Origin of the sequence: Streptomyces sp. 2323.1, assembly GCF_900221035.1 — a bacterium.
Lineage (GTDB): Bacteria > Actinomycetota > Actinomycetes > Streptomycetales > Streptomycetaceae > Streptomyces > Streptomyces sioyaensis.
Genome location: NZ_LT907981.1, coordinates 499,007 through 523,185 on the forward strand (window position 1 = coordinate 499,007; position 24,179 = coordinate 523,185).

Sequence of the window (24,179 nt, forward strand, 5' to 3'; positions counted from 1 at the left end):
GCACGGTGCCCGTCCGTGCGGAGAAATTAGGGGTGTTCCTTGTGGAAACCTTGTGGCCGGTCCGCGGGGCCTGCCGACCGGTCCCGGTCCGCGGGATTGGCCGGCCGGTCCAGGTCCGCGGGGTCGGCCAGCCAGTCGCGGTGCGCGGGCAGCGCCGGTTGTCGGGGGTGGCCGGCGGGGAAGCTGACCTGGAAGCGGGCTCCCTGCCCGCCGGGACCGTCCAGGAGCCGTAGCTCCGCCCGGTGCAGGGCGGCCTGTTGGGCGACCAGGGTGAGTCCGAGACCGGAGCCGGGGCTGTCCGGACGGCGGTGGAAGCGACGGAAGACCTCCTCCCGCCGCTGCGGCGGTACGCCCGGGCCGCGGTCGTCGACGCGGAGGACGATGTCGGGCGAGGCGTCCTCGTCGGCGGGGCGCAGGGAGAGGGCGGCATACGCCTCGGTGCCGGCGGACCGGCCGTGGACCAGGGCGTTGGTCAGGAGGTTGTCGAGCATCGAGCGCAGACCGGGCCGCCAGCCGTGGAGGGTCAGTCCCGGGCTGCTGTCGACCACCACCTCGGCTGCGGGATACCTGCGCCGCAGATCGGCGGCGGCTTCGTCGGCGAGCTCGGCCAGGTCGATGACCTCGAAGGATTCCGCCTCGACCAGATCGCCCTGGGCCAGTGCGCGCAGCATCACCAACAGGCCCAGCAGGCGGGCGTGTTCGTGCCGCAGGTCGTGCACGGTCTCGGACCGGTCGGCGGCGTCGAGATCCTGGAACGCCTCCAGGATGTCGAGGTTGGTCTGCATGCTCATCAGGGGCGTGCGCAGCTCGTGGGAGGCGGCGGCGGAGAACGAGCGGGCCGAGGCCAGTGCCTCGACGGTGCGGGCGGCCTGCTCGTCGTAGCGGGTCAGAAAGGTCTGCAGCGTCCGGGCGAGGTCGTCGACCTCGGTGATCCCGGTCGGGGTGTGCTCCAGCCGGGCGGCGCCGGTGTGCGGGTCGAGGCCGCCCGCCCGCTGCTGGAGTCGGCGCAGCGGCCGGGCCGCGCGGGCCGCGAGCAGCCAGCCGATGCCGCCGGCGAGCGGAGCGGCCAGCAGGGCCACCGTGAGCACCCTGCGGCGCACCAGTCCGAGCTGTGCCTCGCGTGCCGTGTCCGGGGAGAACAGCCACAGCATGCCGCGCGCCCCGGGTCCGCCGCCGTTCACCGGTACGGCGAGCACCCGCCAGCTCTGCCCCTGCGACCGCACGGTCGACGGACGGGTGCCTGCTTCGGGCAGCGGCACCGGGGCGGTGGGCTGCGGGCCGTCCATGACGGTGCCGCCCGGGCCGGTCAGCCGCACTCCGACGTCCAGGGCGGAGGTGAACAGCTTGCGCTGGCGGGCCTGCTCGGCGCGCGGCCGGTCGTGCAGGGTGGCGCGCAGCACGCCGCGGGCCGCCACCGCCACGCTCTGCGCACGTGCGGCGAGACGCTGATCGGCCTGGGCGCGCAGGTCCTTGCTGACCAGCGTCACCAGGACCCAGCCGGACGCCACCAACAACAGCGGCACCACCGTCCCGGCCACCAGCGCGATCCGGGTGGACAGCCTCATCGCGCCGCCCCGCTCTCGTCGTCACGCAGGACGAACCCGACACCGCGCACGGTGTGCACGATCCGGCTCCGTCCGCCCGCTTCCAGCTTGCGGCGCAGATAGCTGATGAAGGTGTCCACGGCGTCGGTGCGGACCTCGACGTCATAGCCCCAGACGCGCTCCAGGAGCTGGTCCCGGCTCAGCACCTGCCCGGCGTTCCGGGCCAGCACCTCCAGGAGGGCGAACTCCCGCCGGGTCAGGGTCAGTTCCCGGTCGTCGAGCCGCGCGCGGTGTGCCGTCGGATCGAGCACCAGGGCGCCGAGGTGTACGGCATCGGTGGCGGCGGGCGGGCGGCGGCGCAGCAGGGCGTGCAGCCGCAGCACCAGCTCGTCCAGGGCGAACGGCTTGACGAGGTAGTCGTCCCCGCCGGCCTGCAGCCCGGCCACCCGGTCGGCGACCTCGTCGAGCGCGGACAGCATCAGCACCGGTATGTCGTTGCCGCTCTCCCGCAGCCGCCGGCAGACCGCGATGCCGTCGAGATCCGGCATCGAGATGTCGAGGACCATGACGTCCGGCGGCGATTGCGCCAGCCGCTCCAGCGCGGCTCTGCCGCCCTCCGCCAGCCCCACGGTGAAGCCGTTGAGCCGCAGCCCGCGGCCGAGCGACCGCCGGATCGCCGCGTCGTCGTCCACCAACAGGACCCGTCCGGTACTGGTTTGTCCGTACATGCACCCCTCCGCGGTGACGGCAGCCTGCCGAAATCATGCGGCATGTGCTCCGCGCCGCCACAGCGGGAGGGGCCTTGGCCTGCGCCGCGCGGTACGCCGGCGGCGTCCGGCCGGGCGCGGTACGCCGACGAGGTCCGGCCGGGCGCGGTCCGCCGCCTACAGCAGTCGCGGCCCGCCGCCCTACAGCAGATGCTCGATCCTGATCGGCAGCTCCCGTGCCCGGTATCCGGTCGCGTGGAAGACGGCGTTGGCGATGGCTGCCGCGGCGCCGACCATGCCGACCTCGCCGAGCCCCTTGACGCCCAGCGGATTGACGACCGGGTCCGGCACCTCCACGAACTCGATGGCGACGTCGGGAGCGTCGGCATTGACCGGCAGGAGGTACTCCCCCAGGCCGGCGTTCGCCCAGCGGCCGTCGCGGGGGTCGGTCACGGCGCCCTCCAACAGCGCCTGGCCGATGCCCCAGAGCATCCCGCCCATGGCCTGGCTGCGGGCGGTCTTGGCGTTGAGGACCCGGCCGGGGGCGAACGCGCCGACCATGCGGCGCACCCGGACCAGGCCGAGGTCCTGGTCGACGGCGACCTCGGCGAACTGGGCGCCGAAGGTGGCGAGCCCGTACGGCACATCGGGCGCGGGCGGGCTCCAGCTGCCGAGCGCCTCCATGTCGGTCATGAAATGACGCTCCATCAGCTGGTGGTAGGTCTCGCCGGTACCGGAGTCGTCCCGCAGCTCCATCCGCCCCTGGCGGACGACGACGGCTGGGGGGTCGGACCCGTGCAGCGGGGAGGCGGGGTCGAGGACCGCCTGCGCGATCAGCTGGTCGCGCAGCGTGGTGACCGCGGTGTGCACCGCGGCGCTGATCATGCCGGCACCCGCCGAACCGACCGTGGCGGCGACGTTCGGCAGATCGGTGTCGCCGTACTCGAAACGGACCTGGTGCAGCGGGACACCGAGGCCGTCGGCCGCGACCTGGGTCATCGCGGTGGCCGCGCCGGTACCGAACTCCTGCGTCCCGGCCTGTACGACGGCGGAGCCATCGGCGTAGAGACGGGCCCGGGCGCGTTGCGGCTGCATGGGGAAGAACACCGGGTATCCGGCGGTGGCCATGCCCTTGCCGATCAGCCAGTTGCCGTCCCGCTCGGAGCGGAGTTCGGGGTTGCGGGACTGCCAGTCGAAGCGGGCCGCGCCGCGGCGGTAGCACTCCTGCGCGCCGTCGCTCGACCAGGGGTGACCGGTGTTGGGGTCGGCGTGGGCGTGGTTGCGCAGCCGCAGCTGTACCGGGTCGACGCCGATGCGGTGGGCGAGCTCGTCCATCGTGCATTCCAGGGCGAACATCCCCGTCGTCTCACCGGGGCCGCGGGTGAAGGTGGGCGTCATGGTGTTGCTGCGGATCAGCCGGTACACGCCCTCGTAGTGGGGGCAGGCGTACGCCTGCGCGGCAATACTGAGCGAGGGTTCGGCCCACTCGTCGAACGGCGAGGTCAGCGACAGCTTGTGGTGGCGCAGTGCGGTGAGCCGACCGTCGTCCGTCGCCCCCAGTTCGATGCGTTGTTCCTGCTCTTCGCGGTGGCCGCAGGAGGTGGCCATCTGCTCCCGGGTGAGCGCCAGTTTGACCGGGCGCCGCACCCATCGTGCGGCCATGGCCGCCAGGGTCACATGCGGCCAGATCATGGCCTTGCAGCCGAATCCGCCGCCGACGAACGAGGCCCGCACCCGCACCTTCGACGGGGGGATGCCCAGCAGCGCCGCGACGGTGCGCTGGCTGGCCACGATGCCCTGGGTGGCGTCATAGAGAGTGAGCCGGTCGCCGTCCCAGACCGCCGTGGTGGCCGAGGGTTCGATGGGGTGGTGGTGGTTGGCGGCGAAGTGGTAGGTGGCGTCCAGGCGTTGGGCCGCCGCCGCGAAGCCGGCCTTGATGTCCCCGCGCACGCTGCGGGCGGGCACGAACCCCGCGAAGATCGCCTCGGGTTCGTAGGCCTGGTCCCGGCCCTCTTCGAGGGTGGTGACGGAGGCGTCGCGCGCGTAGTCGACATGGATCTGCCGGGCCGCGAACTGGGCGCGTTCGGACGAATCGGCGATCACCATGGCCACCGGCTGGCCGAAGTAGTGCACGACCTCGTCCTGCATCGGGAAGAAGCTCTCCCCGGGGGCGGCATGGCCGGCCAGGGACGGCAGCAGATGCGGTGGGGCGGCGACCTTCGGCAGGTTCCGGTGCGTCAGCACGGCGAGCACACCGTCGGCGTCTTCGGCGGCGCCGGTGTTGATGCCGATGATCCGCCCGCTGGCCGTACGGGCGCCGACGAGGGCCGCGTAGGCGGTGCCGGGCAGGGTGAATTCCGCTGCGTAGCGGCCGCTTCCGGTGACTTTCGCGGGACCGTCGACGCGGTCGAGGGGCCGGCCGACGGCTTCGAGGGTGCTGCCCGTGGTCATGCCTGCTCACCCCGCAGGGCGGCGGCGGTCCGCAGCGCGCGGACGACGGTGCGCCGGGTGAGCTCGGCCTTGAAGGCGTTCATCGGGCGGGTGACGGCGGGGGCCAGCTCCGCGGCCGCGGCCCGTGCGAAGGTGTCCTCGTCGGCGGGCTGTCCCAGCAGCATCTCCTCGGCCCGGTGCGCCCGCCACGGCTTGGTCGCGACCCCGCCCAGCGCGAGCCGGACCCCGCGGATCACCCCGTCCTCCAGCGCCAGCGCCACCGCGGCCGAGGCAAGCGCGAACTCGTAGGACTCACGGTCGCGCACCTTGAGGTAGAGCGACCGCCTCGCCATGGGAAGCGCCGGCACCTCGATCGCGGTGATCAGTTCGCCGGGGGTGAGCGGGTGTTCCCGCTCGGGTGTGTCCTCCGGGAGCAGGAAGAAGTCATCGACCGGGATGGTACGGGTTCCCTTGACGCCCTCCACCTGCACCACGGCATCGAGCGCGACGAGCGCGACCGCCATGTCGGAGGGGTGGGTGGCGATGCAGTGCTCGCTGGTGCCGAGGATCGCATGGCCGCGATGGACGCCCTCCAGCGCCGAACAGCCGCTGCCGGGAACGCGCTTGTTGCAGGCGGATTCGGGGTCGCGGTAGTAGGAGCACCGCACCCGCTGCATCAGATTTCCGCCCATGGACGCCATGTGCCGCAGCTGGGCGGAGGCTCCCAGCAGCAGCGACTGGGACAGCATCGGGTACCGCTCCACGACACCTGGCGCCTCGGCCACCTCGCTCATCCGGGCCAGCGCCCCGATGACCAGTCCGCCGTCGGCCCGGTCCTCGATATCGGCCAGCGGCAGCCGGTTGATGTCCACCAGCCGGTTCGGACGCAGCACGTCGAGCCGGAGCAGGTCGACTTCCGTGGTGCCGCCCGCGAGGAAGGAACTGCCGGGGTCATTCGTCACCGCGGCGACCGCACCGGGGACGTCCGTCGCACGAGTGTAGCTGATGGCACGCACATCACTGTCCTGTCTTCCGGTCCCGCACCTCACGTATGGCGGAGCGGATATGGGGATAGGCCGCGCACCGGCAGATGTTGCCGCTCATCCACTCGGCGATCTCGCGGTCGGTCTCGGCATGCCCTTCCTTCAGCAGCGCGACGGCGGACATGATCTGGCCCGGGGTGCAGTACCCGCACTGCAGGGCGTCGTGCTCAAGGAACGCGCGCTGCATCGGGTGCAGCTCATTGCCCTCGGCGAGGCCCTCGATGGTGGTCACGTCCCGGCCCTCACAGGTGATGGCCAGCGTCAGACAGGCCAGCACTCTGCGCCCGTCCACCCATACCGTGCACGCCCCGCAGGTTCCCTGGTCACAGCCCTTTTTGGTACCGGTCAGTGCCATGTGCTCACGCAGCGCGTCCAGCAGACTCACCCGTGGTTCCAGGTACAGGACCCGCGAGACGCCGTTGACGACGAGGTCCATCTGTACGCCGTCGGGCCCGCGGATCTCCATGGCGGAAGGCTTGGCGACGGATAGGGACGCGCCTTTGTCTGCCACGACACTCACCTCGGAGTCGATGCCGTACGTCGAGCGTCCGTCCGGTCGTCGGGGCGCGCAACCGGACGGGTGAGGTGCTCGGGACCAGGTCGCGGCTGCCCCGAAGGGCTCGCGCCGTGCCCCGTACGGGATAATGCGGGGCATGCGGATCTCAGCCAGAGCGGACTATGCCGTGCGTGCCGCGCTGCACCTCGCTGCCGCCCGGGACGCGGGGCCGCTCAAGGCGGAGGCCATCGCCCACGCCCAGGACATTCCGCATAAATTTCTCGAAGGCATCCTGAACGACATGCGCCGGGGCGGGCTGGTGCACAGCCAGCGCGGCGGCAACGGCGGCTACCGGCTGGCCAAGCCGGCGGAGGCGATCAGCATCGCGGACGTCATCCGTGTCGTGGACGGGCCGCTGGTGTCGGTACGCGGCGTCCGCCCGCCGGAGTTGTCCTACACCGGCCCCGCCGAGTCCCTGCTGCCGCTGTGGATCGCGCTGCGGGCCAACGTCCGGCAGATCCTCGACGGGGTGTCGCTGGCCGATGTCGCCTCGGCCGAGCTGCCGTCCCGGGTGTCCGTACTGACGGAGGACCCGGCGTCCTGGGAGAACCCCTAGGGCGCATCAAGCGTGGTCTCGTATCCCAAGACCGGGTTGTCCGCCCCTTGAACGCCCCTTGATCCGCGTGCAGTTCACGAAGCATTCTTTCCCTATCAATTCAGTGGGAAAACTAGGGAAGTGGAGGACGGGGTGTGCACACAGCACGGTGTTCCGTCCCCGCGGCCGGCGGCGCGATCCGTCCGTCCGCGCCCGACCCACCCGCCACACCCGACAGGACGGTGCACCGCGCCATGCCGAAGAAGTCCGCAGCAGGGGCCGGCTCCGCGCCGGCCGGCCGGCTCGTCGACGAAGCGCTCCGGCCGCGCCTCACCCGGGAGGTCGCGGACGATCTGGCGGTGGACGCCCTGCTGCGCGACCGGGCGGGCAAGCCCCCGTTCGACGAGGCCGCGCGGCTGCGCGAGGCGGGGCTGCCCGCGCTGCTGACGCCGCCCGGCCCGGACCGGCGGGGCACCGACTGGCGCACCGCCTGCGGGGTCATCCGGGAGATCGCGGCGGCCGACAGCTCCATCGGCGAACTGCTGGGCCGGCACTATGCGCTGTCGTGGAGCGCCCGCTTCTTCAGCACCCCGGAGCGGGCCGACGCGCTGGAACGCCGGGCGGTGGCGGAGCAGTGGCTGTGGGGCGGGAGCACGGACGTCCCGGGCGCCGAGGCGGCGACGGAGGACGGCCTCACGCTCACACCGGCCGACGGCGGCTACGTACTCAGCGGAGGCACGACCCTCGCCGCGGGTGTGCAGGTCGCCGACCGGCTGGTGCTCGGCGGGGTGGGTACCGACACCGGTGACTCGCTGATCGTGTGTCTCGACCCGGAGCGTCCCGGTGTGACGGCCGACGCCGAGCACGACCGCCTCGGCCAGCGGCTGGCCGGAGCCGGCAGCATCAGCTTCGACGACGTCCTCGTCCCCGCGGACGAGGTGCTCGGCACCGTCCCCCGCGATGAGCATGCCGTCTCCCCGTTCGCCACGCTCGCCCCGCTGGCGCTCCGGCTCGCCCTGGTCCACGTCAGCCTGGGCACCGCCGAAGGCGCACTGGCCGAGGCGCGGGACAGCAACCGGGCGGCACCGGGCCGTTGGCCGGTGCCGGGGCCGGACGAGAGCGCGTACCCGGACCGTCCCGGTGCGGATCCGTATCTCCTGCTCGCGTACGGGGAGCTGGTGACGGCGGCTCATACTGCGGCGGCGGTGGTGGAGTCGGCGACCGAGGCGCTGGCGCAGGGGCTGCTCACCGGGCCCGCGCTGGGTGTCGACGAGCGCGCCGATATCGCGGTCCTGGTGGCCGCGGCCGAGGCCACCACCGGCCGCTCCGCGATGCAGATCACCACGCGCATCATGGAACTCACCCAAGGCGCCGGTTCCGCCGCCGACACCCTGGGCTTCGACCGGTTCTGGCGCAATGCCCGCATCCTGACGGCGCAGGCCTCCCCCACCCACCGGCTCCGCGATATCGGTGACCACTATCTGAACGGCACCCACCCGCCCTTGACGCTGCGCGCCTGACCGCTTCAGCCCGCGGGGTGTCGTACGGCCGGGCGGGCGCGCGGCCGGTGCGGCGCGATGGTCAGGACGGGCAGGTGCGGTGGCGGGGTAATTCGCCGGGGCCGTCGGCGCAGCTTCGAACGGTTCGGCACCAGGGGCTGCTACATCTCGTGTGTGCACCCCGGAACGGGGGAGCTCCGTCGGTCCTGTGAGGTGGCGCCTTGTCAGAAAGCAGCAGTGTTCCGGTACAGCCGGGCAGACGGGCGACGTTCCTCCAGCGGATGCTGTTCGGTGGCGTGTACGGTTCGGTGCTCGCCAGCGCCCTGGCAGGCGCCCTGAGCCACGAAGGCACGGACCCCGGGTACGACGCGGCGTGGGTGACGCTGTCCGCGGTGGCGGCGGCCGCGGCGCACGGCTATGCCCACTCCATCGCGCACCGGACCGAGGACGACACCCACGCCACCGCGAGCGCGGTGGTGTCGATGCTCACCGAATGGCCGCTGGTGGCCGCGATGCTGCCGACGATCGCCGCCCTGCTCGGCGCCTACGCGACGTGGTGGACCGAGGCCGGCGCGGTCGAAGTCGCCCTGACCATCAACATGGTGGCGCTGTTCGGCTGGGGCCTGTGGGCGGCCCGGGTGGCGGGCCGGGGGTGGTGGGCGTCGCTTCGGGTCGGTGGCGTGGACGTGCTGATCGGGTTGTTCATCGTGATCGCCAACACCCTGAGCAAGTAGCCGGAAGGCGGCAGGGACCGGACCGGATCGCGGTCCTCCGGTGCACGTGCCGCCCCCGGGGTCAGAGCGCGGATTTCACCGCCAGCCAGCCGGCGATGGCCTGGGCGATGGGCTGGTCGGTCTCCAGCTGGACGAAGCCGAACTGGCCGCCCTGATTGCATTCCAGGAACCACCAGGTCCCGTCGGGGTCCTCGGCGAAGTCAAAGGCTCCATAGGCAAGTTGGGCGGCATTCATATACGCGAGCACCGCGCGTTGGACGGCGTCCGGCACCTCGGCGGCCTCCCAGGTGCCGTGGTGGGTGAAGCGGCTGTCCACTTCCTCGGGGTCGGCCTTCTTGCGGGCGGCGAAGAGCTGATCCTCGATACACGTCAGCCGGATATCGGCCTCCTTGGGGACATGCCGCTGGAGCAGGGTCGGGCCGGCCGCCACCCCGGAGAAGTCCGTGTCCGGGCTGATACGGGTGGTCGGCAGCACCATCGGCGGGTCGCCGGGGTGCTTTCCGCTGACCGACTTCACCACAAGGTCCCGGTGGGTGGCGGCGAACTGACGGGCGGCGGACGGGAAGGAGGTGAGCAGTGTGGGGGGTACGAGGAAGCCGCTTCGATGGGCGATGTGCAGCTGCCATGGCTTGTAGCGGGCCTGTGCGGCCGCGGTGGGGTGGTTCATCCAGCGCGCGTCGGTGCAGCTGAGCATGCCGTACAGCGCCTGCTCGGCCTCGGCCGTGATCCAGGCGGACTGTTCCGCGGAGCGTGCTCCGGGGACGCCCGGCCGGCGGACCCATACCGAGCGCAGGCTGTTCAGGCTCACCATACGTTCGCCCGACTTCAGATATCCGTGGAAGTCGTTGTCGGCGTACTCCGCCGACAGGGAGACCCGCCCGGGCAGATCGGCGGGGTCGAGGCGGACGAGCGGAACCCCGAGCTCGTGCAGCGTCGCGACCACGATATCCGCGGTCAGATCTTCCTCGCAGGTAAGGACCAGGACGGTCATCGGTGCTCAGTCGTCGAAGTGGGTCTTGGAACCGGCGGTGGAAGCGGTGGTGCCGGTGGCCAGCAGCACGGCCCGGCTGCAGGTGGCCGGGCGTCCGTCCGGCAGGACGTTGAGTTGCCGCGTGGCGTCGTAGCTGTACGGGGTGCTGGTGGCCGACTTCACCGCCGGGCGGGCGTAACTCAACGCAAACGGTCGCATGCCATCTCCTTCAAAAAACGGTTTCCGAGCCTTAGGCGCGGGGCAGAGGTGGAAAGCCCCGCCTTATGACTCTGCACGGAAGACGCGACAATCTGGCCGTTTAGTTGCCTCTTTTGCTCGTTTCCAGCGTTCCCCTTGACTGAAAAGCGGCTAACGCGTACTCCCTGTCTTCCTTATGTGTCGCCGAGTAGGCATCGGGACCCGCGCACACACGAAAGCCCCGCCCGGTCGGGCGGGGCTGATGGGTCGTCAGTGGCAGGTGCGCTACCCCGGTCCCGTCCCGTCGACCGCGTCCCGCACCGGTGTGCCGTCCAGGAGGGCGGCGACGAGGTCCACGGTCAACCGGTGCCAGTGGCGGGCACCGCGGAGCATGGTGTGTCCGCCGCGCGGCATGGCGACCGTATGGACCCGGGCCCCGGCCCGCCGGGCGCGGTCGGCGAAGTGCCAGGAGGCCTCCGCGTCGGTGATCCGGTCGCGTACGTCGTGCAGCAGCACCAGGGTCCGGTCCCGCAGATGGGAGACGGGCTCGCCGGGCGGGCACCACGGCGCGAGCGCGACCACGCCCCGCACCGCACGGTGCCCGCCGATGAGCAGGGCGGCCCGGCCGCCCATGGAGTGGCCGACCAGCACCACCGGTACGTCCGGGGCGTACCCGGCCAGTTCGTCGAGCGCCGCGCGGGCGTCCTGGGCAACGTCCGCCTGCGGCCCGTTCCCTCCCCGGCAGCGGTAGCGCACGGAGGCCAGCAGCACCTCCCGCCCGCGCGGGGTGCGGGAGAGCGCGCAGCCGAAGGGCCGCATCCGCAGTGCGGGGAGGTTGAGCCGGGTCGGCGGGGTGTGGTCGTCGGGCCGTCCGCCGTGCAGCAGCAGCACCGCTGCCTGCGGGGTGTCCGGGCGGTGGTGTACCACCAGCGGCCGGTGCGGGTCCTGCCCGCCCGTGGGATCCGTGGGCCGTTCCGGGCCTGTCGTCATGGGCGGAGGTCCTCGGGGTCGGGGTGGCGACGCGCCGGCAGCGGGAAGAATCCGCTGGTACGGGCCCGGTAGGCGGCGTATCCGGGGCGGCCGGCCAGCTGGTTCTCCAGCAGTCGCTTGCCGCTGCCGAGCGTCAGCAGGTACGACATCACCAGCGGCGAGACCACGGCGACGGCGGCGGCCTGCCAGGTGCCGCAGGCCGGCAGGCAGGCGGCGGTGAGCCCCGCGACCCCGCCGCCCACCACCGCTATCCGTCGACGCTCCACAGCCGGCCGCCTCCTCCTGTCGGGGCGGGGCCGCTTCCTTGCTGCGGCACCCCGCTCACCAGGGGATTCGGAGCCGGTGGCGGCGCGGATTGGTCTCGGGGCGCACGATCTTGCCGAGCGGATGTGGGCGGTACGAGGCCGGCCCCGCCGCGGCAGGTGCGGCGGGGCCGGGCCGTCAGCCGTGGGCGGACGGCTGGTGGTGCGCGGCGGTCACACCCCGAGCAGGGCCAGCGGCGAGCTGGTGGGCCGGCTGGAGCCGCCCGGCGGTTCTGCCGTGACGCCCACGCCGTCCGCGCCCTGTGGTCCGCCGGTCAGCAGCAACGTGCCGCTGGAGCTGCCGGTTTCGACGAGTCCGGCGGGCACCATCTGGCCGTTGCGGCTGTACCAGAGTTCGTACACCCGCTGACCGGACAGCGCCGGCAGGCCGTGGTACAGGAACGCGGTCCGCCCCATCCGTTTGGAGGCCACCACGGTCCCGCTGCCGCCGCCCTTGAGCGCCGTGGTGTGGAAGGTGGCGTCCGGTGCGGTCATCAACGCGCTCACCACGGCGGCCTGTTGCTCGGCGCGGACGTTACGGTCCCGCTGCTCCTGGGCGTCGTGCCGGGCCTGGACGGCGTACCCGCCGGCGACCGCGGCGCCCACCAGACAGGCGGCGGCCGCCAGGTAGGGCAGCCGGTGCCGGAACCGCCGGCGCATCGGCACCACGGTCGTGCCGTGGTCCGCCGGCGGCAGCTGCCTGACCGTGGGGAGGGCGGCCATCACCCGCGTACGCAGGGCGGCCGGGGGGACCTCGGCGACCGCCAGCGCGAGCCGGGCCGCGGTCTCCTGGAGCTCCCGTACCTCCTGGGCACAGGCCGCGCACCGGTCGAGATGACGGGCGAACTCCGCGGCCTCCCGGCCGGTCAGCGCGCCCAGGGCGTAGGCGCCGGTCAGGGTGTGCAGTTCGACGGTGCTCATGCCGATACCCCCAGGCAGTCGCGGAGCCGGATCAGCCCGTCCCGCAGCCGTGTCTTGACCGTTCCCAGTGCCGTGCCGAGCAGGTCGGCGGTCTCCCGGTAGGTGTACCCGCGGTAGTAGGCGAGCGTCACCGACTCCCGCTGGAGCTCGGTCAGTTGCCCCAGGCAGCGCCGTACCTGCTCGCGCTCCAGCCGTCGTTCGACCTGCTCGCTGACCTCGTCGAACGCGGTGGTGTAGCCATGCACCCCGGCCCGGTGGTCGCGGTCGGCCGCCGCCTGGACCGAGCGCACCCGGTCCACCGCGCGGCGGTGCGTCAGCGTCATGATCCAGGCCATCGCGCTGCCCTGCCGCGGGTCGAAGCGGGCCGCGGTCCGCCACACCTCGATGAGCACCTCCTGCGCGACCTCCTCGGACTGGGCCGGGTCCCGCACCACCCGGCGCACCAGGCCCAGCACGGTGCCGGCCACCGCCGTGTAGAGACTCTCGAACGCCTGCTGGTCGCCGCGGGAGACGCGGTCGAGCAGGGACTCCAGCGCACCGGCATGCGGCGCTGGGGAGCGGTCGCCGCGGCGGGCTGCGACGGGCATGGACACCTCCGGACTGTGACGTGGTCACAGGTGATTCGGCGCCGGGTGACACCTGGATTGGTGGGGAGAGGATTCTTGCTGATGGCCCGTCGGTCTCCGCGCCCGCCCCCGTCTTTCGCCACGGGACCCGGCCTCGGGCGCCGGCGCGGGGCGGTCTCTGCACGCACCGCGCGCGACGCCTGTCCGGATCCGCCGAATTCCCGCGCGTCGCAGGCCGCTCCCCGGCCGGGACCTGCGCAAGGATCACCGTCGGGGCACCGAGGCGGAGAGAGGACCGGGTGTGCGGGACGCGGATGCCGTCATCGTCGGCGCGGGAGCGGCCGGGCTCTCGCTCGCCCACCGGCTGTGCGCCCCTTCGACGGGCCCCGGGCCGCGGGTGGTTCTCGTCGAGGCACCGCCCGGCCCCCGCACCCCACCGGAGCGGACCTGGTGCTACTGGGAAGCGCCCGGCGGCGCGTTCGACGGCGCACTGACCGCCTCGTGGCAACGGCTGCGCGTCCACGGGCCCGGCGGTGCGGCGACGGTGGGAAACCCCGCGCCCCTCCGGTACAAGATGCTGCGCTCGCGTGATTTCGAGGCCCTCGTCGGCGCCCGGCTCTCCGGTCGGGACACCGTCGTCCGGGTCGAGGCGACCGTGGAATCCGTACGGGACGTTCCCGGTGGAGCCGAGGTACGGGGGCGCGACACGGCGGGGCGGCCGGTGCTGCTGCGGGCCCGCTGGGCCTTCGACTCCCGGCCGGCCGGCCGCCTCCCGCCGGCCCGCACCACGCTGCGGCAGCATTTCCGCGGGTGGTTCGTGCACACCCGGCGGCCGGCGTTCGATCCCGCGACGGCGGATCTGATGGATTTCCGTACCCCGCAGCCGGGCCATGGGCTGTCCTTCGGCTATGTGCTGCCGCTGAGCGACCGTGCCGCGCTGGTGGAGTACACGGAGTTCTCCCGCCGCATCGCGGACACCGCCGCCTACGAGCGGGCCTTGCGCCACTACACCGAACGGGTGCTGCGACTGGGCGCGTTCCACGTCACGGGGACCGAGCAGGGCGCGATCCCGATGACCGACGGGCGCTTCCCGCGGCGGGCCGGCCGCGCGGTGTTCCGCATCGGGACGGCGGGCGGCGCGACCCGTCCGTCGACCGGATACACCTTTGCCGCCGTGCAGCGGCAGAGCGCGCTGATCGCGGCGGCCCTGCTGGCGGGCCGGGCCCCGGTCCCCCCGGCCGCGCACTCCCCGTGGCACCGGGCGCTGGATGCGGTGCTGCTGCGCGCGCTGGACAGCGGCCGGGTGGACGGGGCCGAGTTCTTCACCGGACTGTTCCGCACGGTGCCGACGGCGCGGCTGCTGCGGTTCCTCGACGGCCGCTCCCGGCTGTGGGAGGACCTCACCATCGGCCTGCGCACCCCCGTGCTGCCCATGCTCCGCACCGTCGCCGAGCTTCCGCTGCTGCCCCGCCGTGCCGCGCTCTGGTGACCCGTCCGCTCCCCCGCCCGCGGACGTCCGCCACGCCACCGCCCCTCGTACCGACCCCCTGAGGAGGATTTGTGACACCTCGACAGCGGCACGACGGGGCCGCACGGCGCGGACGGGACCGCCGGGCCCACCGGGTGCCGGGGCCGCCGGGGCGGGACCGGGCCGCGCCCCACGGGCCGCGCGTGGCCGTGATCGGCGCCGGCATCGCGGGCCTCGCCGCCGCGACGGCGCTGGCCGAGCGGGGGGCAGGGGTGACCCTGTACGAACGGGAGCGGAGCCTCGGCGGCCGGCTGGCGGGCTGGCCGGTGCGGCTGGCCGACGGCTCGCCGGCGACCATGAGCCGCGGTTTCCATGCGTTCTTCCCGCAGTACTACAACCTGCGGGGGCTGCTGCGCCGGGTCGACCCGGGGCTGGACATGCTGCGGCGGCTGCCGGACTATCCGCTGCACCATCGTTCGGGCCTGCGGGACAGCTTCGCGCGGGTGCCGCGGACCCCGCCCTGGAGCGCGCTGGGCTTCGTGGCGCTCAGCCCCACCTTCGGCTGGCGGGATCTGCTGCGGATGGACCCCGGTGCGGCGCTGCCGCTGCTCGACGTACGGGTGCCGCAGGTCTACGCGCGGCTGGACCGCGTCAGCGCCCGGGACTTCCTCGCCCGGATCCGGTTCCCCGAGGCCGCGCGGCACCTCGCGTTCGAGGTGTTCTCACGGAGCTTCTTCGCCGATCCGGGTGAACTGTCGGCCGCGGAACTGGCGTTGATGTTCCATATCTACTTTCTCGGTTCCAGCGAGGGGCTGCTGTTCGATGTGCCCGGCGAGCCCTTCCCACAGGCGCTGTGGGACCCCCTCGGCCGGTACCTGGCCGGGCACGGGGCGGCGCTGCGTACGGACACGGAGGTGGTACGGGTCGAACCGGCGGCGGACGGCGGCGGGCTGTGCGTCGCCGGGGAGCGCGCGGAGGACCGCTTCGACTCGGTGGTCCTGGCCCTGGACCCCGGCGGCCTGCGCCGGCTCGTCGCCGCCTCGCCCCTATTGGGGGATGCCGCCTGGCGGGCGCGGATCGGGCGGCTGCGGACCGCACCACCTTTTCTGGTCTCCCGGCTGTGGCTGGAGCGACGGGTCCGCGCCGACCGGCCCGGTTTCCTGGGTACCAGCGGTTTCGGCGCGCTGGACAACGTCAGCGTGCTGGAGCGCTGGGAGGGGGAGGCGGCCCGCTGGTCCGCCCGTACCGGCGGCTCGGTGCTCGAACTGCACGCCTACGCCATGGCCCCGGATGCCGACCGGGCACGCGAACAGCGCGCTCTGGTGAGCCAGTTGCACGCCGTCTACCCGGAGACCCGCGGCACCCGGATCGTCGACGAGCGCCACGAGTGGCGCGCGGACTGTCCGCTGTTCCCGGTGGGCGGTTACGGGGACCGGCCCACCGTGCACACGCCCGACCCGCGGGTGGTGGTCGCGGGCGACGTGGTGCGCACCTCGTTCCCGGTGGCGCTGATGGAGCGGGCCGCGACGACCGGGTTTCTCGCCGCCAACGCGCTGCTGGCGCGCTGGGGCGTGCGCGGCCAGACCTTGTGGAGCGTGCCGGGGAAGGGGCGTTCGGCGGTGCTGCGGTGGGCGGCCCGGCAGGCCGGACGGTGACCGGGGGTGCGCTCGGCACCCGTCGGCCCGGCGCCGTACGGCCTCAGCCCGGGTGGCGTCCGCTGCTGCGCAGTTCCCAGCGGCGCTCGGCGTATGCCAGGTCGTCCCGCCACAGCCGGGCCGCGGCGGCGCGCATCAGCGGACGCAGGGCCGGCGCGGCCGCGCGCGCCAGGGCGAATCCCGGGCGCCGGGACGTGGCGACGATCGCCTCGATGACGGCGGTGCGCGGGCGTCCCCGGTCGTCCGGGCCCAGCGGCGTGGCGTGGGTCTCCACCACCGAGCCCCGTCCTTCTCCGGCCACGATGTGCATCACCACGGTGCGCGGCTCGGGGGCGGTGAACAGCGCCGTGACCGGGACGACAGCCCGGCCGGCGACCCTGAAGGAGACCTCGACGGCGAGGCCTTCGGCCCGCTCCCCGTCGGCCGGGAGGCCGGTCACGGTGAGGTCGGCGAAGGAGTAGGGGTGGAACCACGCACCGTGCCAGGGGTCGAGGCGGTTGGCCACGACGTCCTCGGGTTCGCAGCAGCCGGTGGCGGTGTGGACGGCGGCGACGGCCCCCGCCGGCCGTGGCCGGGCGGGAATGACGGGCTCCGGCAACGGGAGTTCGCCGCCCGCCTCGTCCAGCCGTACCCAGACCAGCAGTCCGTCGTCGTGGGCGGGGAACGGCTCCCAGCCGGCGAACGGGGCGCCGTCCAGGGCGAGTCCGTGCCACCGGCAGCGGAGGATGCCGCCGTGCACGGGGCCGAGCGCGAGGGGTGCGCCCAGGTGCGGGCAGGCACCGGGACCGGCGACCAGGCGGCCGGCGGCGTCACGCCAGGCGACGACCTCGACGCCGGCGACGGTACGGCCGAAGGCGCGGCCGGCGGCGATGTCGCGGGCCGCGCCGAGCACGAACCAGTTGCCGGAGGGTCGGGCGAGCGCGGCCTTGACGGCGTCGGCGATGACCGCGGGTTTGGCGTCGGGCCAGGTGGGGCGCTGTTGTGCCCACGGCTGCGGACTGCGCCGGAGCCGGAGCGGGAGGCGTGGGTGGGGGCGGCGCGGCCGGCTCATGGGGCTTCCTCCGGCACCGGTACCGGCACCTGCCGCGGCGGATCGCCCGGCGACACGGCGGACCGCCGAGCGGTGAGCCGGGCGGTGAGCCGGGTGGCGGCCACGCGAGCCAGACCGCCCGCGGCGGTGGCCGCCCGGCGCCGGCGGGTGACCACCGCGCGGCGGTGCAGCACGGCGTAGCCGTCGTCGCGCACAGCGTCGAGGATGGCGCCGTACAGGACGAACGCGGTGCGGATGCACGGGCGCGAGGGCGGATCGAGCAGGGCGAGGCCGGGTGCCGCCTCGCGGTAGACCCCTTGGGTGAGGTCGGCGGCCGCCACCAGGGCCGCGGTGATCCGCGGGTCCCGCGCGCCGGTGTCCCGGCTCCAGCGGAGCAGTCCGCGGTCCACGCCGTGTGCCGCGAGCAGCTCCGCGGGCAGATAGACCCGGCCCCGGTCGAGATCCTCCCCGACGTCGCGCAGGAAGTTGGTGAGCTGGAAGGCGACGCCGAGGGCCGCGGCGTGCGGCGCCGCCTCCTCGTGTGGGACGACCGTGCCGAGCACCGGCAGCATCTCAAGCCCCAGCACCGCCGCCGAACCGTGCATATAGCGTCGCAGGTCGGCGTAGGTCGGGTAGTCCGTCACCGTCAGGTCACTGCGCATCGACGCCAGGAAATCGCGGAAGTGCTGGTGGTCGATGCCGTACCGGGCGGCGGTGTGCACCACCGCGCGCACCACGGGTTCGGTGGTCGGGGCGCCGCGCAGACCGTCCTCCAGGCACTGCTGCAGGGCGTCGAGCGCGGCGGCGCGGCCGGCGGTGGTGCGGCCGGCGCCAGGCTCGTCGACGAGGTCGTCGGCCCAGCGGGCGAAGCCGTACAGGGCGTGGACGGCGGGCCGACGGGCCGCGGGCAGCAGCCGGGTGGCGAGGAAGTAGGTCTTGCCGTGCCGGGAGTTGAGCCGGCGGCAGTGGGCGTAGGCGGCGCGCAGGAGGGGGTCGGTGATGCCTGCGGCGTCCAGTTCGCGATCGGTCATGCCGGGGTGCCTCTCAGCGCGGGGCGGGACGGGAGGGCGGCGGAGCGGGGCGACCACGGTCCGGTGATGCGGGCCGCGGCGAGCTTGCCGGAGAGCACGACGGTGGGGATGCCGACGCCCGGGGTGGTGCCGCAGCCCGCGAGCACGGCGTTCTCGGTGCCGCGCACGAGGTTGCGGGGGCGGAAGGGGCCCGTCTGCGCGAAGGTGTGCGCGAGGGAGAACGGGGTTCCGGCGGCGAGCCCCTGCGCGGTCCAGTCCGCCGGGGTGACCAGGTGCTGCTCCTCGATGGCGACGCCGAAGCCGGTGAGTCCCCGGCGCTCCAGTACGGCGAGCAGGCTGTCGCGGTAGCGGGGGGCGAGGTCGTGCCAGGTGCGGGCGCCGGGGCCGGTCTCGGTGTTGGGGCAGGGCGCCAGCACGTAGTGCAAGTGCCGCCCCGGCGGGGCGAGTTGCGGGTCGGAGGCGGTGGGGCGGGAGATCAGCAAGGAGGGGTCGCTCATCAGCCGGCCGGTGCGGGTGAGTTCGTCGAAGGTGCGCTCCCAGGCCGCGCCGAAGGAGAGCGTGTGGTGCGCCAGGTGCGGCCAGGTCCGGTCGGTGCCGGCATGCAGGACCACCGCGGACGGCGCATGGCGAAGGCGCAGCGGGCGGTGCGGCCGCCGGCCGAGGAGACGGTGGACGACCGGCAGATCGGGGGTGAGCACCACCGCGTCACAGGGGATCCGCTCGTGCGCGGTGAGAACGGCCGTGACCCGGTCACCGGTGCGGTCCAGCCCCGTCACCCGCTGCCCGTAGTGGAAGGCGGCGCCGGCGTCGGCGGCGGCATCGGCCATGGCCTGCGGCAGGGCGTGCATCCCGCCGCGCGGGAAGTAGACCCCGGCGACGGTGTCCATGTACGCGATGACGGCGTAGGCGGCCAGGGCGCGCGCGGGCGGCACACCGGCGTACAGCGCCTGGAAGGAGAAGACCCGGCGCAGCCGCGGGTCGGGCAGAAAGCGGCCGATCCGGGCGTCGAGGCGGCCGAACCCCCCGAGGGCGGCGAGCCGTACCAGGTCCGGGTGCAGCAGCTGGAGCGGCGAGTCGAAGTTGGCGTCGATGAAGCGGTGCCGCTGGAGGGCGTACATCTGCTGGAGCCAGCGGCGCAGCCGGCGGTAGCCGTGCGCCGCCCCGGCGCCGGCGAACCGTTCGATCTCGGCCTCCATGGCCCCGGGGTCCGTGTGCACCGCCAGTTCGCTGCCGTCGGCGAACCGGGCGCGGTAGGCCGGGTGCAGTGCCCGCAGTTCCAGCCGGTCGGTGAGGCGTTCGCCGACCGCGGCGAACGCCTCGTCGAGGAGGTCCGGCATGGTCAGCACGGTCGGTCCGGTGTCGAGGTGGTAGCCGTTGCGCTCGATCCGCCCGGCCCGGCCACCGGGCCGCTCCTCGCACTCCACGACCGTCACCCGACGCCCGGCGCCGAGCAGATGCAGCGCGGCGGACAGCCCGGAGAGCCCGGCACCGACCACCACCACGTGGTCGGTGCGGCCCGGAACGGCTCTCATGCCTGGTTCCTTTCGGTACGGCGGTCAGACGGACCGGAAGACGAGTGCGGCGTTCTGGCCGCCGAAGCCGAAGGACGTACTGGCGGCGGCGGACAGCGGCGTGCTGCGCGGGGCCTTGGCCACGATGTCCAGATCGATGTCGAGGTCGCGGTCCTCGTGGTTGGCGGTGGGCGGGATGGTGGACTCCTGCAGGCTCATGACGGTGACCGCCGCTTCGATGGCGCCGGCCGCTCCGATGGCGTGGCCGAGGGCGCCCTTGAGGGAGGTGACGGCCGGGGGCGCGGGGAAGACGGCGTGCAGGGCCCTGGCCTCGGCCAGGTCGTTCAGGCGGGTTCCGGTGCCGTGCGCATTGACATGGTCGATGTCTCCGGGCGTCAGGCCGGCGTCCGCCAGGGCCGCGGTGAGGGCCGCCGCGGCGCCCCGGCCTTCCGGGTCGGGGGCGGCGTAGTGGTAGGCGTCGCAGGTCGCGCCGTAGCCGGCCAGCTGTGCGCGCGGGCGGGCACCGCGGGCCCGGGCGTGGTCGGGGCGTTCCAGCACCAGGACGGCGGCGCCTTCGGAGAGGACGAAGCCGTCGCGGCCGGCGTCGAACGGGCGGCAGGCGCCCGCGGGGTCGGCCACCCGTGGGGAGAGGGCGCCCATGCGGTGGAAGCAGGCGGCGGGGATGGGGTGGCGGGCGGACTCCGCGCCACCGGCCAGGACGATGTCGCAGGTCCCGGCGCGCAGCAGATCGCGGGCGACGCCGAGGGCGCTGCTGCCCGAGGCACAGGCGGTGGAGACCGCGAAGTTGGGGCCGGTGGCCGTCAGGTCGAGGGCGATTTCGGCGGCGGCCATGTTGGGCACGCTGCGGGTGACGGCGAGCGGCGAGATGTCCAGCGGGCGGCCGGCCGCGAGCTTCGCGAACTCGCCGACATAGCGCTCCATGCTGGCCGTTCCCGTCCCGATGACCACGCCGACGCGGGCGGCGTCCCAGTCGGCGGGGGCGAGGCCGGCGTCGGCGACGGCGTGCCGGGCGGCGAGGAGGGCCATGGCGACGAAGCGGTCCAGCCGCCAGGCGGCTTTCCGGCCGACCAGGCGCGCGGTGTCGAAGTCCGGCACCTGGCAGGAGATGTCCACCGGCAGTCCCGCCAGCCCCGGGTCCCGGGCGGCGGTGGACCGGCCGGTGAGCAGCCCCTCCCAGGTGGCCCGGGCGCCGATACCGGCCGGGCTGACGACGCCCAGGCCGGTGACGGCGACCTCGCGGCAGGGCCCGGGCATCAGCTGGTGCTGTTCGGTGCGGCCGTCAGGGCCTGGTCGGCCTCGTTCCGGTCCATGAGCTCCGCCAGCCCGGCGATGGTCGTCTGGAGGGGTACGTCGTCCAGGGAGATGCCGGTCCGTTCCTGGAGCATCAGGCCCATCTCGACCAGGGCGAGGGAATCCAGGCCCAGTTCCTCGAAGGTGCGCTCGGGGGTGACGTCGGCCGGGTCGAGGTCGAAGGTTTCGGTGAGGGTGGTGGTGATCAGCTCGGTACTGGTGGGCACGGAGGACTCCTTCGGTGGAGGGGGTGGTGCCGGCCGCGGGCTCCGGGCGCGGTGTCGTCCGGGCGCGGGACGCCGTTGGGAACAGCCCTCGCGCGTCCGTGCGCGGGCGCGGGGGCGCGCCGGGCCGTGCGGGTGCGGACGGGGGTGCGGCATCGCGGCTCCAGACAGGCGGGCGGCACCGGGGGCGGTGCGCAGTCGGTCGCGCGCCTTCCACTGTCGCCGACCGTGTCCTTCGGCACCTGGCATGAAGGCACCTCCGAACGAGTGGCTTATCGCTCCGGGGCGCCGGGGGTTCGTCCCTGGTCCGCGGCCAGGGCGCGCGGAGCCGGCGGGGTGGCGCGGCGGGCGTCATGGGGGCGGGGCGGCCGGCCGAGCCAGCGGGCGGCCGCCGCGGCGGTGAGCAGGGTGACGGCTCCGGCGACGACGGCGGTGAGGGTCATCGCGTCGGTGAAGGCGCTGCGGGCGGCGGACAGCACGCCGGCGCGCAGCGGTGCGGGAAGGCGCCGCGCCTGTTCGGGGACGGACAGCATGCTGTGTTCGGCCGCCGCGGTCACCAGCGTGGGGGCGTGCAGACCGGTCAGGGACGTACTGAGCCGGGAGGTGAAGACGGCCGCGAGCAGGGAGCCCTGGACCGCCACGCCGAGGGCGGAGCCGACCTGGCGGGTGGCGTCGTTGATGGCCGATCCGAGTCCGGCCCGTTCGGTGGCGACCGACCCCATCACCGACTCGGTGGCCGCTGCCGCGACCAGTCCCGCGCCGACGCCGGCGACCAGCTGGAAGACCGCGCAGTGCGGGTAGCCGGAGTCGGGGGTGGTGGTCGCCAGGACGGCGAAGCCGGCCGTGACGAGGGTCAGCCCGGCGACGACGGGGATCCGGCCGCCCAGCCGGGTCCGCAGCGGCACGGCGCACACCGCGCCGAGGGCCAGTCCGCCCGGCAGCGGCAGCGTCCGCAGACCGGCCTGCCAGGGGCTGAAGCCCAGCACCCCCTGGAGATAGAGGGTCAGCACGAACAGCGCCCCGAACATGGCGAAGGACATCAACGCCAGGGCCGCTGCCGCCACTCCGATGCCCGGCACCCGCAGCAGGTACAGCGGCAGCATCGGGGCGGGCGTACGCAGCTGCCGGGCGACGAAGGCGGCCAGCAGCAGGGCGGCGGCGGCGAATCCGGTCAGCGCCGCCGGGCTGGTCCAGCCGCGGTGCGGGCTCTCGGTGATGGCCCACACCAGCGCCAGCAGCCCCGCGGCGGACAGCGCGGCACCGGGCACGTCGAAGCCGGCGCGCTGCACCGTACGGGACTCGGGCACCAGCGCCAGGGCGAGGACGACGATGACGCCGGCCAGGGGCAGGTTGATCCAGAAGGCGGCGCGCCAGGAGTAGTGCTCCACCAGCCAGCCGCCGATGACCGGACCGCACAGTCCCCCCATCCCGCCGACCGCGGCCCATGCGGCGATCGCCCGGCTGCGCAGCCGGGGTTCGGGAAACAGGTGGTGGAGGACCGCCAGGGTGGCCGGCATCAGCAGCGCGGCCCCGGCCCCCATGACGCAGCGCGCGGCGATCACCTGCCACGGGTGTCCGGCCAGCGCGCCGCCCAGCGAGGCGCCCGCGCACACCGTCACTCCGCAGACGAAGGAGCGCCGCCGGCCCCAGGCGTCGGTGAAGGCGCCCACGGCCAGCACCGTACCGCCCAGGACCAGGGCGTAACCGTCCACGATCCACTGCACCTGCGCGGTGGAGGTGTCGAGGTCGCCCTGGAGGTCGGGGACGGCGACATTGAGGACGGTCAGATCCAGGCCGAGCATGAACAGGCCGAGGCACACCACGGCGGCCGCCCCCGCACGCCGGGCGGGCCCGGCCGGCCCAGTGGTCGTCATGCCGTCGCCACGGGGCGGTTGATGACGGTGCCGAGGACGTCGGTGAGGTGGCCGACCAGTTCCTTTGTCGCCGTGTGCAGATAGCTGTGCCCGCCGGGGAAGAGCTGTGCGGAGGCGGGGGTGGTGACCAGGTCGTTCCAGGCCTGGAGCTGCCGCAGACCGGTGACGGGGTCGTGCTCGCCGCCGTAGAGGGCCAGGGGCACCGGGAGCGGCGGTTCCGGATGGTGCCGGTAGTGCAGGAGCAGCAGCAGGTCGGCCAGTAGCGGGGTGCAGGCCGCGGCCATCAGGCGGGCATCGGCGAGCAGTTGCTCGGGGATCGGGCCGACGAGTTCACGAAGGCCCGCCAGACCGGCCGTCAGGCGCGGCGGGAGGTCCGCGGTGTAGGCGTCGAGATGCGGCGCCGACAGCGAGGACACCGCCAGCAGCGCGGGCGGGCGGCCGTGGGTGCGCCGCAGATGGCGGGTTGCCTCGTAGGCCAGTAGCGCGCCCGCGCTGTGGCCGAAGACCGCGAACGGCCGGGGGTCGGTCCAGTCGTCGAGCACGGCGGCGAGCCGGGCGCTCAGATACGCGGGATCGGTCAGCGACGGTTCCCCGGCGCGGGTGCCCCGGCCGGGCAGCGCCACGGAACACAGCTCGATCCAGGGCGGCAGCAGGGGCGCCCAGCGCAGATAGCAGTCCGGGCCGGCGCCGGCGGGCGGTACGGCGTACAGACGCAGCGCGGCCTGCGGACGGGCGGCCAGCACGACGCGTTCCGGCACCGCCGTCGCCGCGGCCGGCACCGACGTCGACTCCTGTGTGAAACCGACACCCATGACTCACGCCCTTCGCCTCGCGCTCCACCGGTGGGCCGCTCCGGCCCCGCGCCGCCGGCCGCCCCGGCGGAGCCGCGCGCGGCCGTGCTGCCGGGCACCCCGCCCGCCGGCCGACGGGCCCGTGGCCCCGGACCGGTGCCCACGCCGACCCTGCCCTCCCCCGCCCGCTCACTCCACACACCACGCAAGGCGCCGGCCCCGTCTGACACCAACGGCGGCAGCCGCCCGCCGTCAGCGGGCCCCGGTCCAGGCGCGCGGGGCACCTCGC

22 protein-coding genes and 1 pseudogene are annotated in these 24,179 nt (G+C 74.1%); 5 read left to right on the forward strand and 18 right to left on the reverse strand.

What is annotated here, in order from left to right:
* Positions 1–26: 26 nt before the first annotated feature.
* From CPH93_RS01645 to CPH93_RS01665, 5 genes are all read right to left on the reverse strand, one after another.
* Entirely contained in the window at positions 27–1,565 is a 1,539-nt protein-coding gene (locus tag CPH93_RS01645) for a sensor histidine kinase (protein ID WP_096211691.1), read from the reverse strand.
* Complete coding sequence (locus CPH93_RS01650) at positions 1,562–2,272, reverse strand: response regulator transcription factor (protein WP_093487893.1); 711 nt, start codon at positions 2,270–2,272, stop codon at positions 1,562–1,564. Before CPH93_RS01650 ends, CPH93_RS01645 begins: the two co-directional genes overlap by 4 nt.
* Before the next feature lie 180 nt (positions 2,273–2,452).
* The gene (locus CPH93_RS01655; RefSeq protein ID WP_096211692.1) at positions 2,453–4,702 is read right to left on the reverse strand and encodes a xanthine dehydrogenase family protein molybdopterin-binding subunit; all 2,250 of its coding nucleotides are present in this window, start codon (positions 4,700–4,702) and stop codon (positions 2,453–2,455) included.
* Positions 4,699–5,697 carry an FAD binding domain-containing protein gene (locus tag CPH93_RS01660; RefSeq protein WP_093487889.1) on the reverse strand — a complete coding sequence of 333 codons (999 nt, stop codon included), beginning with the start codon at positions 5,695–5,697 and terminating at the stop codon, positions 4,699–4,701. Before CPH93_RS01660 ends, CPH93_RS01655 begins: the two co-directional genes overlap by 4 nt.
* A 1-nt stretch (position 5,698) precedes the next feature.
* A complete protein-coding gene (locus tag CPH93_RS01665; RefSeq protein WP_096211693.1) occupies positions 5,699–6,190 on the reverse strand; it encodes a (2Fe-2S)-binding protein in 492 nt (163 codons plus the stop codon).
* A gap of 187 nt (positions 6,191–6,377) precedes the next feature.
* On the opposite strand from CPH93_RS01665, the gene CPH93_RS01670 reads away from it, so the two are divergent.
* The 3 genes from CPH93_RS01670 to CPH93_RS01680 all read left to right on the forward strand — a co-directional run bounded on the left by CPH93_RS01670 (position 6,378) and on the right by CPH93_RS01680 (position 9,048).
* The gene (locus CPH93_RS01670; RefSeq protein WP_096211694.1) at positions 6,378–6,836 is read left to right on the forward strand and encodes an RrF2 family transcriptional regulator; all 459 of its coding nucleotides are present in this window, start codon (positions 6,378–6,380) and stop codon (positions 6,834–6,836) included.
* Positions 6,837–7,069: 233 nt separating this feature from the next.
* Positions 7,070–8,335: an acyl-CoA dehydrogenase gene (locus CPH93_RS01675; protein ID WP_096211695.1), complete on the forward strand. Its 1,266-nt coding sequence runs from the start codon at positions 7,070–7,072 to the stop codon at positions 8,333–8,335.
* Positions 8,336–8,535: 200 nt separating this feature from the next.
* Positions 8,536–9,048, forward strand: a complete 513-nt coding sequence (locus tag CPH93_RS01680; protein ID WP_231977141.1) for a hypothetical protein — start codon at positions 8,536–8,538, stop codon at positions 9,046–9,048.
* Positions 9,049–9,109: 61 nt separating this feature from the next.
* Here CPH93_RS01680 and tgmB read toward each other — a convergent pair whose 3' ends face one another.
* The 6 genes and pseudogenes from tgmB to CPH93_RS01710 form a co-directional block, all read right to left on the reverse strand.
* The gene (tgmB, locus tag CPH93_RS01685; protein ID WP_096211696.1) at positions 9,110–10,039 is read right to left on the reverse strand and encodes an ATP-grasp ribosomal peptide maturase; all 930 of its coding nucleotides are present in this window, start codon (positions 10,037–10,039) and stop codon (positions 9,110–9,112) included.
* A 6-nt stretch (positions 10,040–10,045) separates the two neighbouring features.
* Positions 10,046–10,237 (reverse strand): putative ATP-grasp-modified RiPP, encoded by a 192-nt coding sequence (gene tgmA, locus CPH93_RS01690; RefSeq protein WP_040901932.1) that lies wholly within the window; start codon positions 10,235–10,237, stop codon positions 10,046–10,048.
* Positions 10,238–10,501: 264 nt separating this feature from the next.
* Positions 10,502–11,206 (reverse strand): alpha/beta hydrolase, encoded by a 705-nt coding sequence (locus CPH93_RS01695; protein WP_096211697.1) that lies wholly within the window; start codon positions 11,204–11,206, stop codon positions 10,502–10,504.
* Positions 11,203–11,406, reverse strand: a pseudogene (locus tag CPH93_RS01700) (DUF1295 domain-containing protein); the annotation flags it as partial. The pseudogene CPH93_RS01700 and the gene CPH93_RS01695, both read right to left, overlap by 4 nt.
* Positions 11,407–11,682: 276 nt before the next feature.
* The gene (locus tag CPH93_RS01705; RefSeq protein WP_096211698.1) at positions 11,683–12,429 is read right to left on the reverse strand and encodes an anti-sigma factor; all 747 of its coding nucleotides are present in this window, start codon (positions 12,427–12,429) and stop codon (positions 11,683–11,685) included.
* Positions 12,426–13,016 (reverse strand): sigma-70 family RNA polymerase sigma factor, encoded by a 591-nt coding sequence (locus tag CPH93_RS01710; RefSeq protein ID WP_093487875.1) that lies wholly within the window; start codon positions 13,014–13,016, stop codon positions 12,426–12,428. Before CPH93_RS01710 ends, CPH93_RS01705 begins: the two co-directional genes overlap by 4 nt.
* Positions 13,017–13,296: 280 nt before the next feature.
* On the opposite strand from CPH93_RS01710, the gene CPH93_RS01715 reads away from it, so the two are divergent.
* Together CPH93_RS01715 and CPH93_RS01720 are read left to right on the forward strand one after the other, a co-directional pair.
* A complete protein-coding gene (locus CPH93_RS01715) occupies positions 13,297–14,484 on the forward strand; it encodes a lycopene cyclase family protein (RefSeq protein ID WP_096211699.1) in 1,188 nt (395 codons plus the stop codon).
* Between the two features lie 71 nt (positions 14,485–14,555).
* Complete coding sequence (locus CPH93_RS01720; protein WP_096211700.1) at positions 14,556–16,118, forward strand: FAD-dependent oxidoreductase; 1,563 nt, start codon at positions 14,556–14,558, stop codon at positions 16,116–16,118.
* 43 nt (positions 16,119–16,161) lie between these two features.
* Here CPH93_RS01720 and CPH93_RS01725 read toward each other — a convergent pair whose 3' ends face one another.
* The 7 genes from CPH93_RS01725 to CPH93_RS01755 all read right to left on the reverse strand — a co-directional run bounded on the left by CPH93_RS01725 (position 16,162) and on the right by CPH93_RS01755 (position 23,911).
* Complete coding sequence (locus CPH93_RS01725; protein ID WP_096211701.1) at positions 16,162–17,169, reverse strand: DUF5914 domain-containing protein; 1,008 nt, start codon at positions 17,167–17,169, stop codon at positions 16,162–16,164.
* Positions 17,166–18,179 carry a phytoene/squalene synthase family protein gene (locus tag CPH93_RS01730; RefSeq protein ID WP_096211702.1) on the reverse strand — a complete coding sequence of 338 codons (1,014 nt, stop codon included), beginning with the start codon at positions 18,177–18,179 and terminating at the stop codon, positions 17,166–17,168. The genes CPH93_RS01725 and CPH93_RS01730 overlap by 4 nt, the downstream gene beginning before the upstream one ends.
* Positions 18,176–19,711 (reverse strand): phytoene desaturase family protein, encoded by a 1,536-nt coding sequence (gene crtI, locus CPH93_RS01735; protein WP_096211703.1) that lies wholly within the window; start codon positions 19,709–19,711, stop codon positions 18,176–18,178. The genes CPH93_RS01730 and crtI overlap by 4 nt, the downstream gene beginning before the upstream one ends.
* Positions 19,712–19,735: 24 nt before the next feature.
* Positions 19,736–20,965, reverse strand: a complete 1,230-nt coding sequence (locus CPH93_RS01740) for a beta-ketoacyl-[acyl-carrier-protein] synthase family protein (protein ID WP_096211704.1) — start codon at positions 20,963–20,965, stop codon at positions 19,736–19,738.
* Positions 20,965–21,228 (reverse strand): acyl carrier protein, encoded by a 264-nt coding sequence (locus tag CPH93_RS01745; RefSeq protein ID WP_096211705.1) that lies wholly within the window; start codon positions 21,226–21,228, stop codon positions 20,965–20,967. Before CPH93_RS01745 ends, CPH93_RS01740 begins: the two co-directional genes overlap by 1 nt.
* Before the next feature lie 269 nt (positions 21,229–21,497).
* A complete protein-coding gene (locus tag CPH93_RS01750) occupies positions 21,498–23,099 on the reverse strand; it encodes an MFS transporter (protein WP_231977142.1) in 1,602 nt (533 codons plus the stop codon).
* Complete coding sequence (locus tag CPH93_RS01755; protein WP_093487859.1) at positions 23,096–23,911, reverse strand: thioesterase II family protein; 816 nt, start codon at positions 23,909–23,911, stop codon at positions 23,096–23,098. Before CPH93_RS01755 ends, CPH93_RS01750 begins: the two co-directional genes overlap by 4 nt.
* Positions 23,912–24,179 lie beyond the last annotated feature (268 nt).

Excerpts from the sequence above, each read along its gene's own strand:
- CPH93_RS01645 (WP_096211691.1), bottom strand. The coding sequence starts at position 1,565 with ATGAGGCTGTCCACCCGGATCGCGCTGGTGGCCGGGACGGTGGTGCCG.
- CPH93_RS01650 (WP_093487893.1), bottom strand. The coding sequence starts at position 2,272 with ATGTACGGACAAACCAGTACCGGACGGGTCCTGTTGGTGGACGACGAC.
- CPH93_RS01655 (WP_096211692.1), bottom strand. The coding sequence starts at position 4,702 with ATGACCACGGGCAGCACCCTCGAAGCCGTCGGCCGGCCCCTCGACCGC.
- CPH93_RS01665 (WP_096211693.1), bottom strand. The coding sequence starts at position 6,190 with ATGGAGATCCGCGGGCCCGACGGCGTACAGATGGACCTCGTCGTCAAC.
- CPH93_RS01670 (WP_096211694.1), top strand. The coding sequence starts at position 6,378 with ATGCGGATCTCAGCCAGAGCGGACTATGCCGTGCGTGCCGCGCTGCAC.
- CPH93_RS01675 (WP_096211695.1), top strand. The coding sequence starts at position 7,070 with ATGCCGAAGAAGTCCGCAGCAGGGGCCGGCTCCGCGCCGGCCGGCCGG.
- tgmB (WP_096211696.1), bottom strand. The coding sequence starts at position 10,039 with ATGACCGTCCTGGTCCTTACCTGCGAGGAAGATCTGACCGCGGATATC.
- tgmA (WP_040901932.1), bottom strand. The coding sequence starts at position 10,237 with ATGCGACCGTTTGCGTTGAGTTACGCCCGCCCGGCGGTGAAGTCGGCC.
- CPH93_RS01695 (WP_096211697.1), bottom strand. The coding sequence starts at position 11,206 with ATGACGACAGGCCCGGAACGGCCCACGGATCCCACGGGCGGGCAGGAC.
- CPH93_RS01705 (WP_096211698.1), bottom strand. The coding sequence starts at position 12,429 with ATGAGCACCGTCGAACTGCACACCCTGACCGGCGCCTACGCCCTGGGC.
- CPH93_RS01710 (WP_093487875.1), bottom strand. The coding sequence starts at position 13,016 with ATGCCCGTCGCAGCCCGCCGCGGCGACCGCTCCCCAGCGCCGCATGCC.
- CPH93_RS01725 (WP_096211701.1), bottom strand. The coding sequence starts at position 17,169 with ATGAGCCGGCCGCGCCGCCCCCACCCACGCCTCCCGCTCCGGCTCCGG.
- CPH93_RS01730 (WP_096211702.1), bottom strand. The coding sequence starts at position 18,179 with ATGACCGATCGCGAACTGGACGCCGCAGGCATCACCGACCCCCTCCTG.
- crtI (WP_096211703.1), bottom strand. The coding sequence starts at position 19,711 with ATGAGAGCCGTTCCGGGCCGCACCGACCACGTGGTGGTGGTCGGTGCC.
- CPH93_RS01740 (WP_096211704.1), bottom strand. The coding sequence starts at position 20,965 with ATGCCCGGGCCCTGCCGCGAGGTCGCCGTCACCGGCCTGGGCGTCGTC.
- CPH93_RS01750 (WP_231977142.1), bottom strand. The coding sequence starts at position 23,099 with ATGACGACCACTGGGCCGGCCGGGCCCGCCCGGCGTGCGGGGGCGGCC.
- CPH93_RS01755 (WP_093487859.1), bottom strand. The coding sequence starts at position 23,911 with ATGGGTGTCGGTTTCACACAGGAGTCGACGTCGGTGCCGGCCGCGGCG.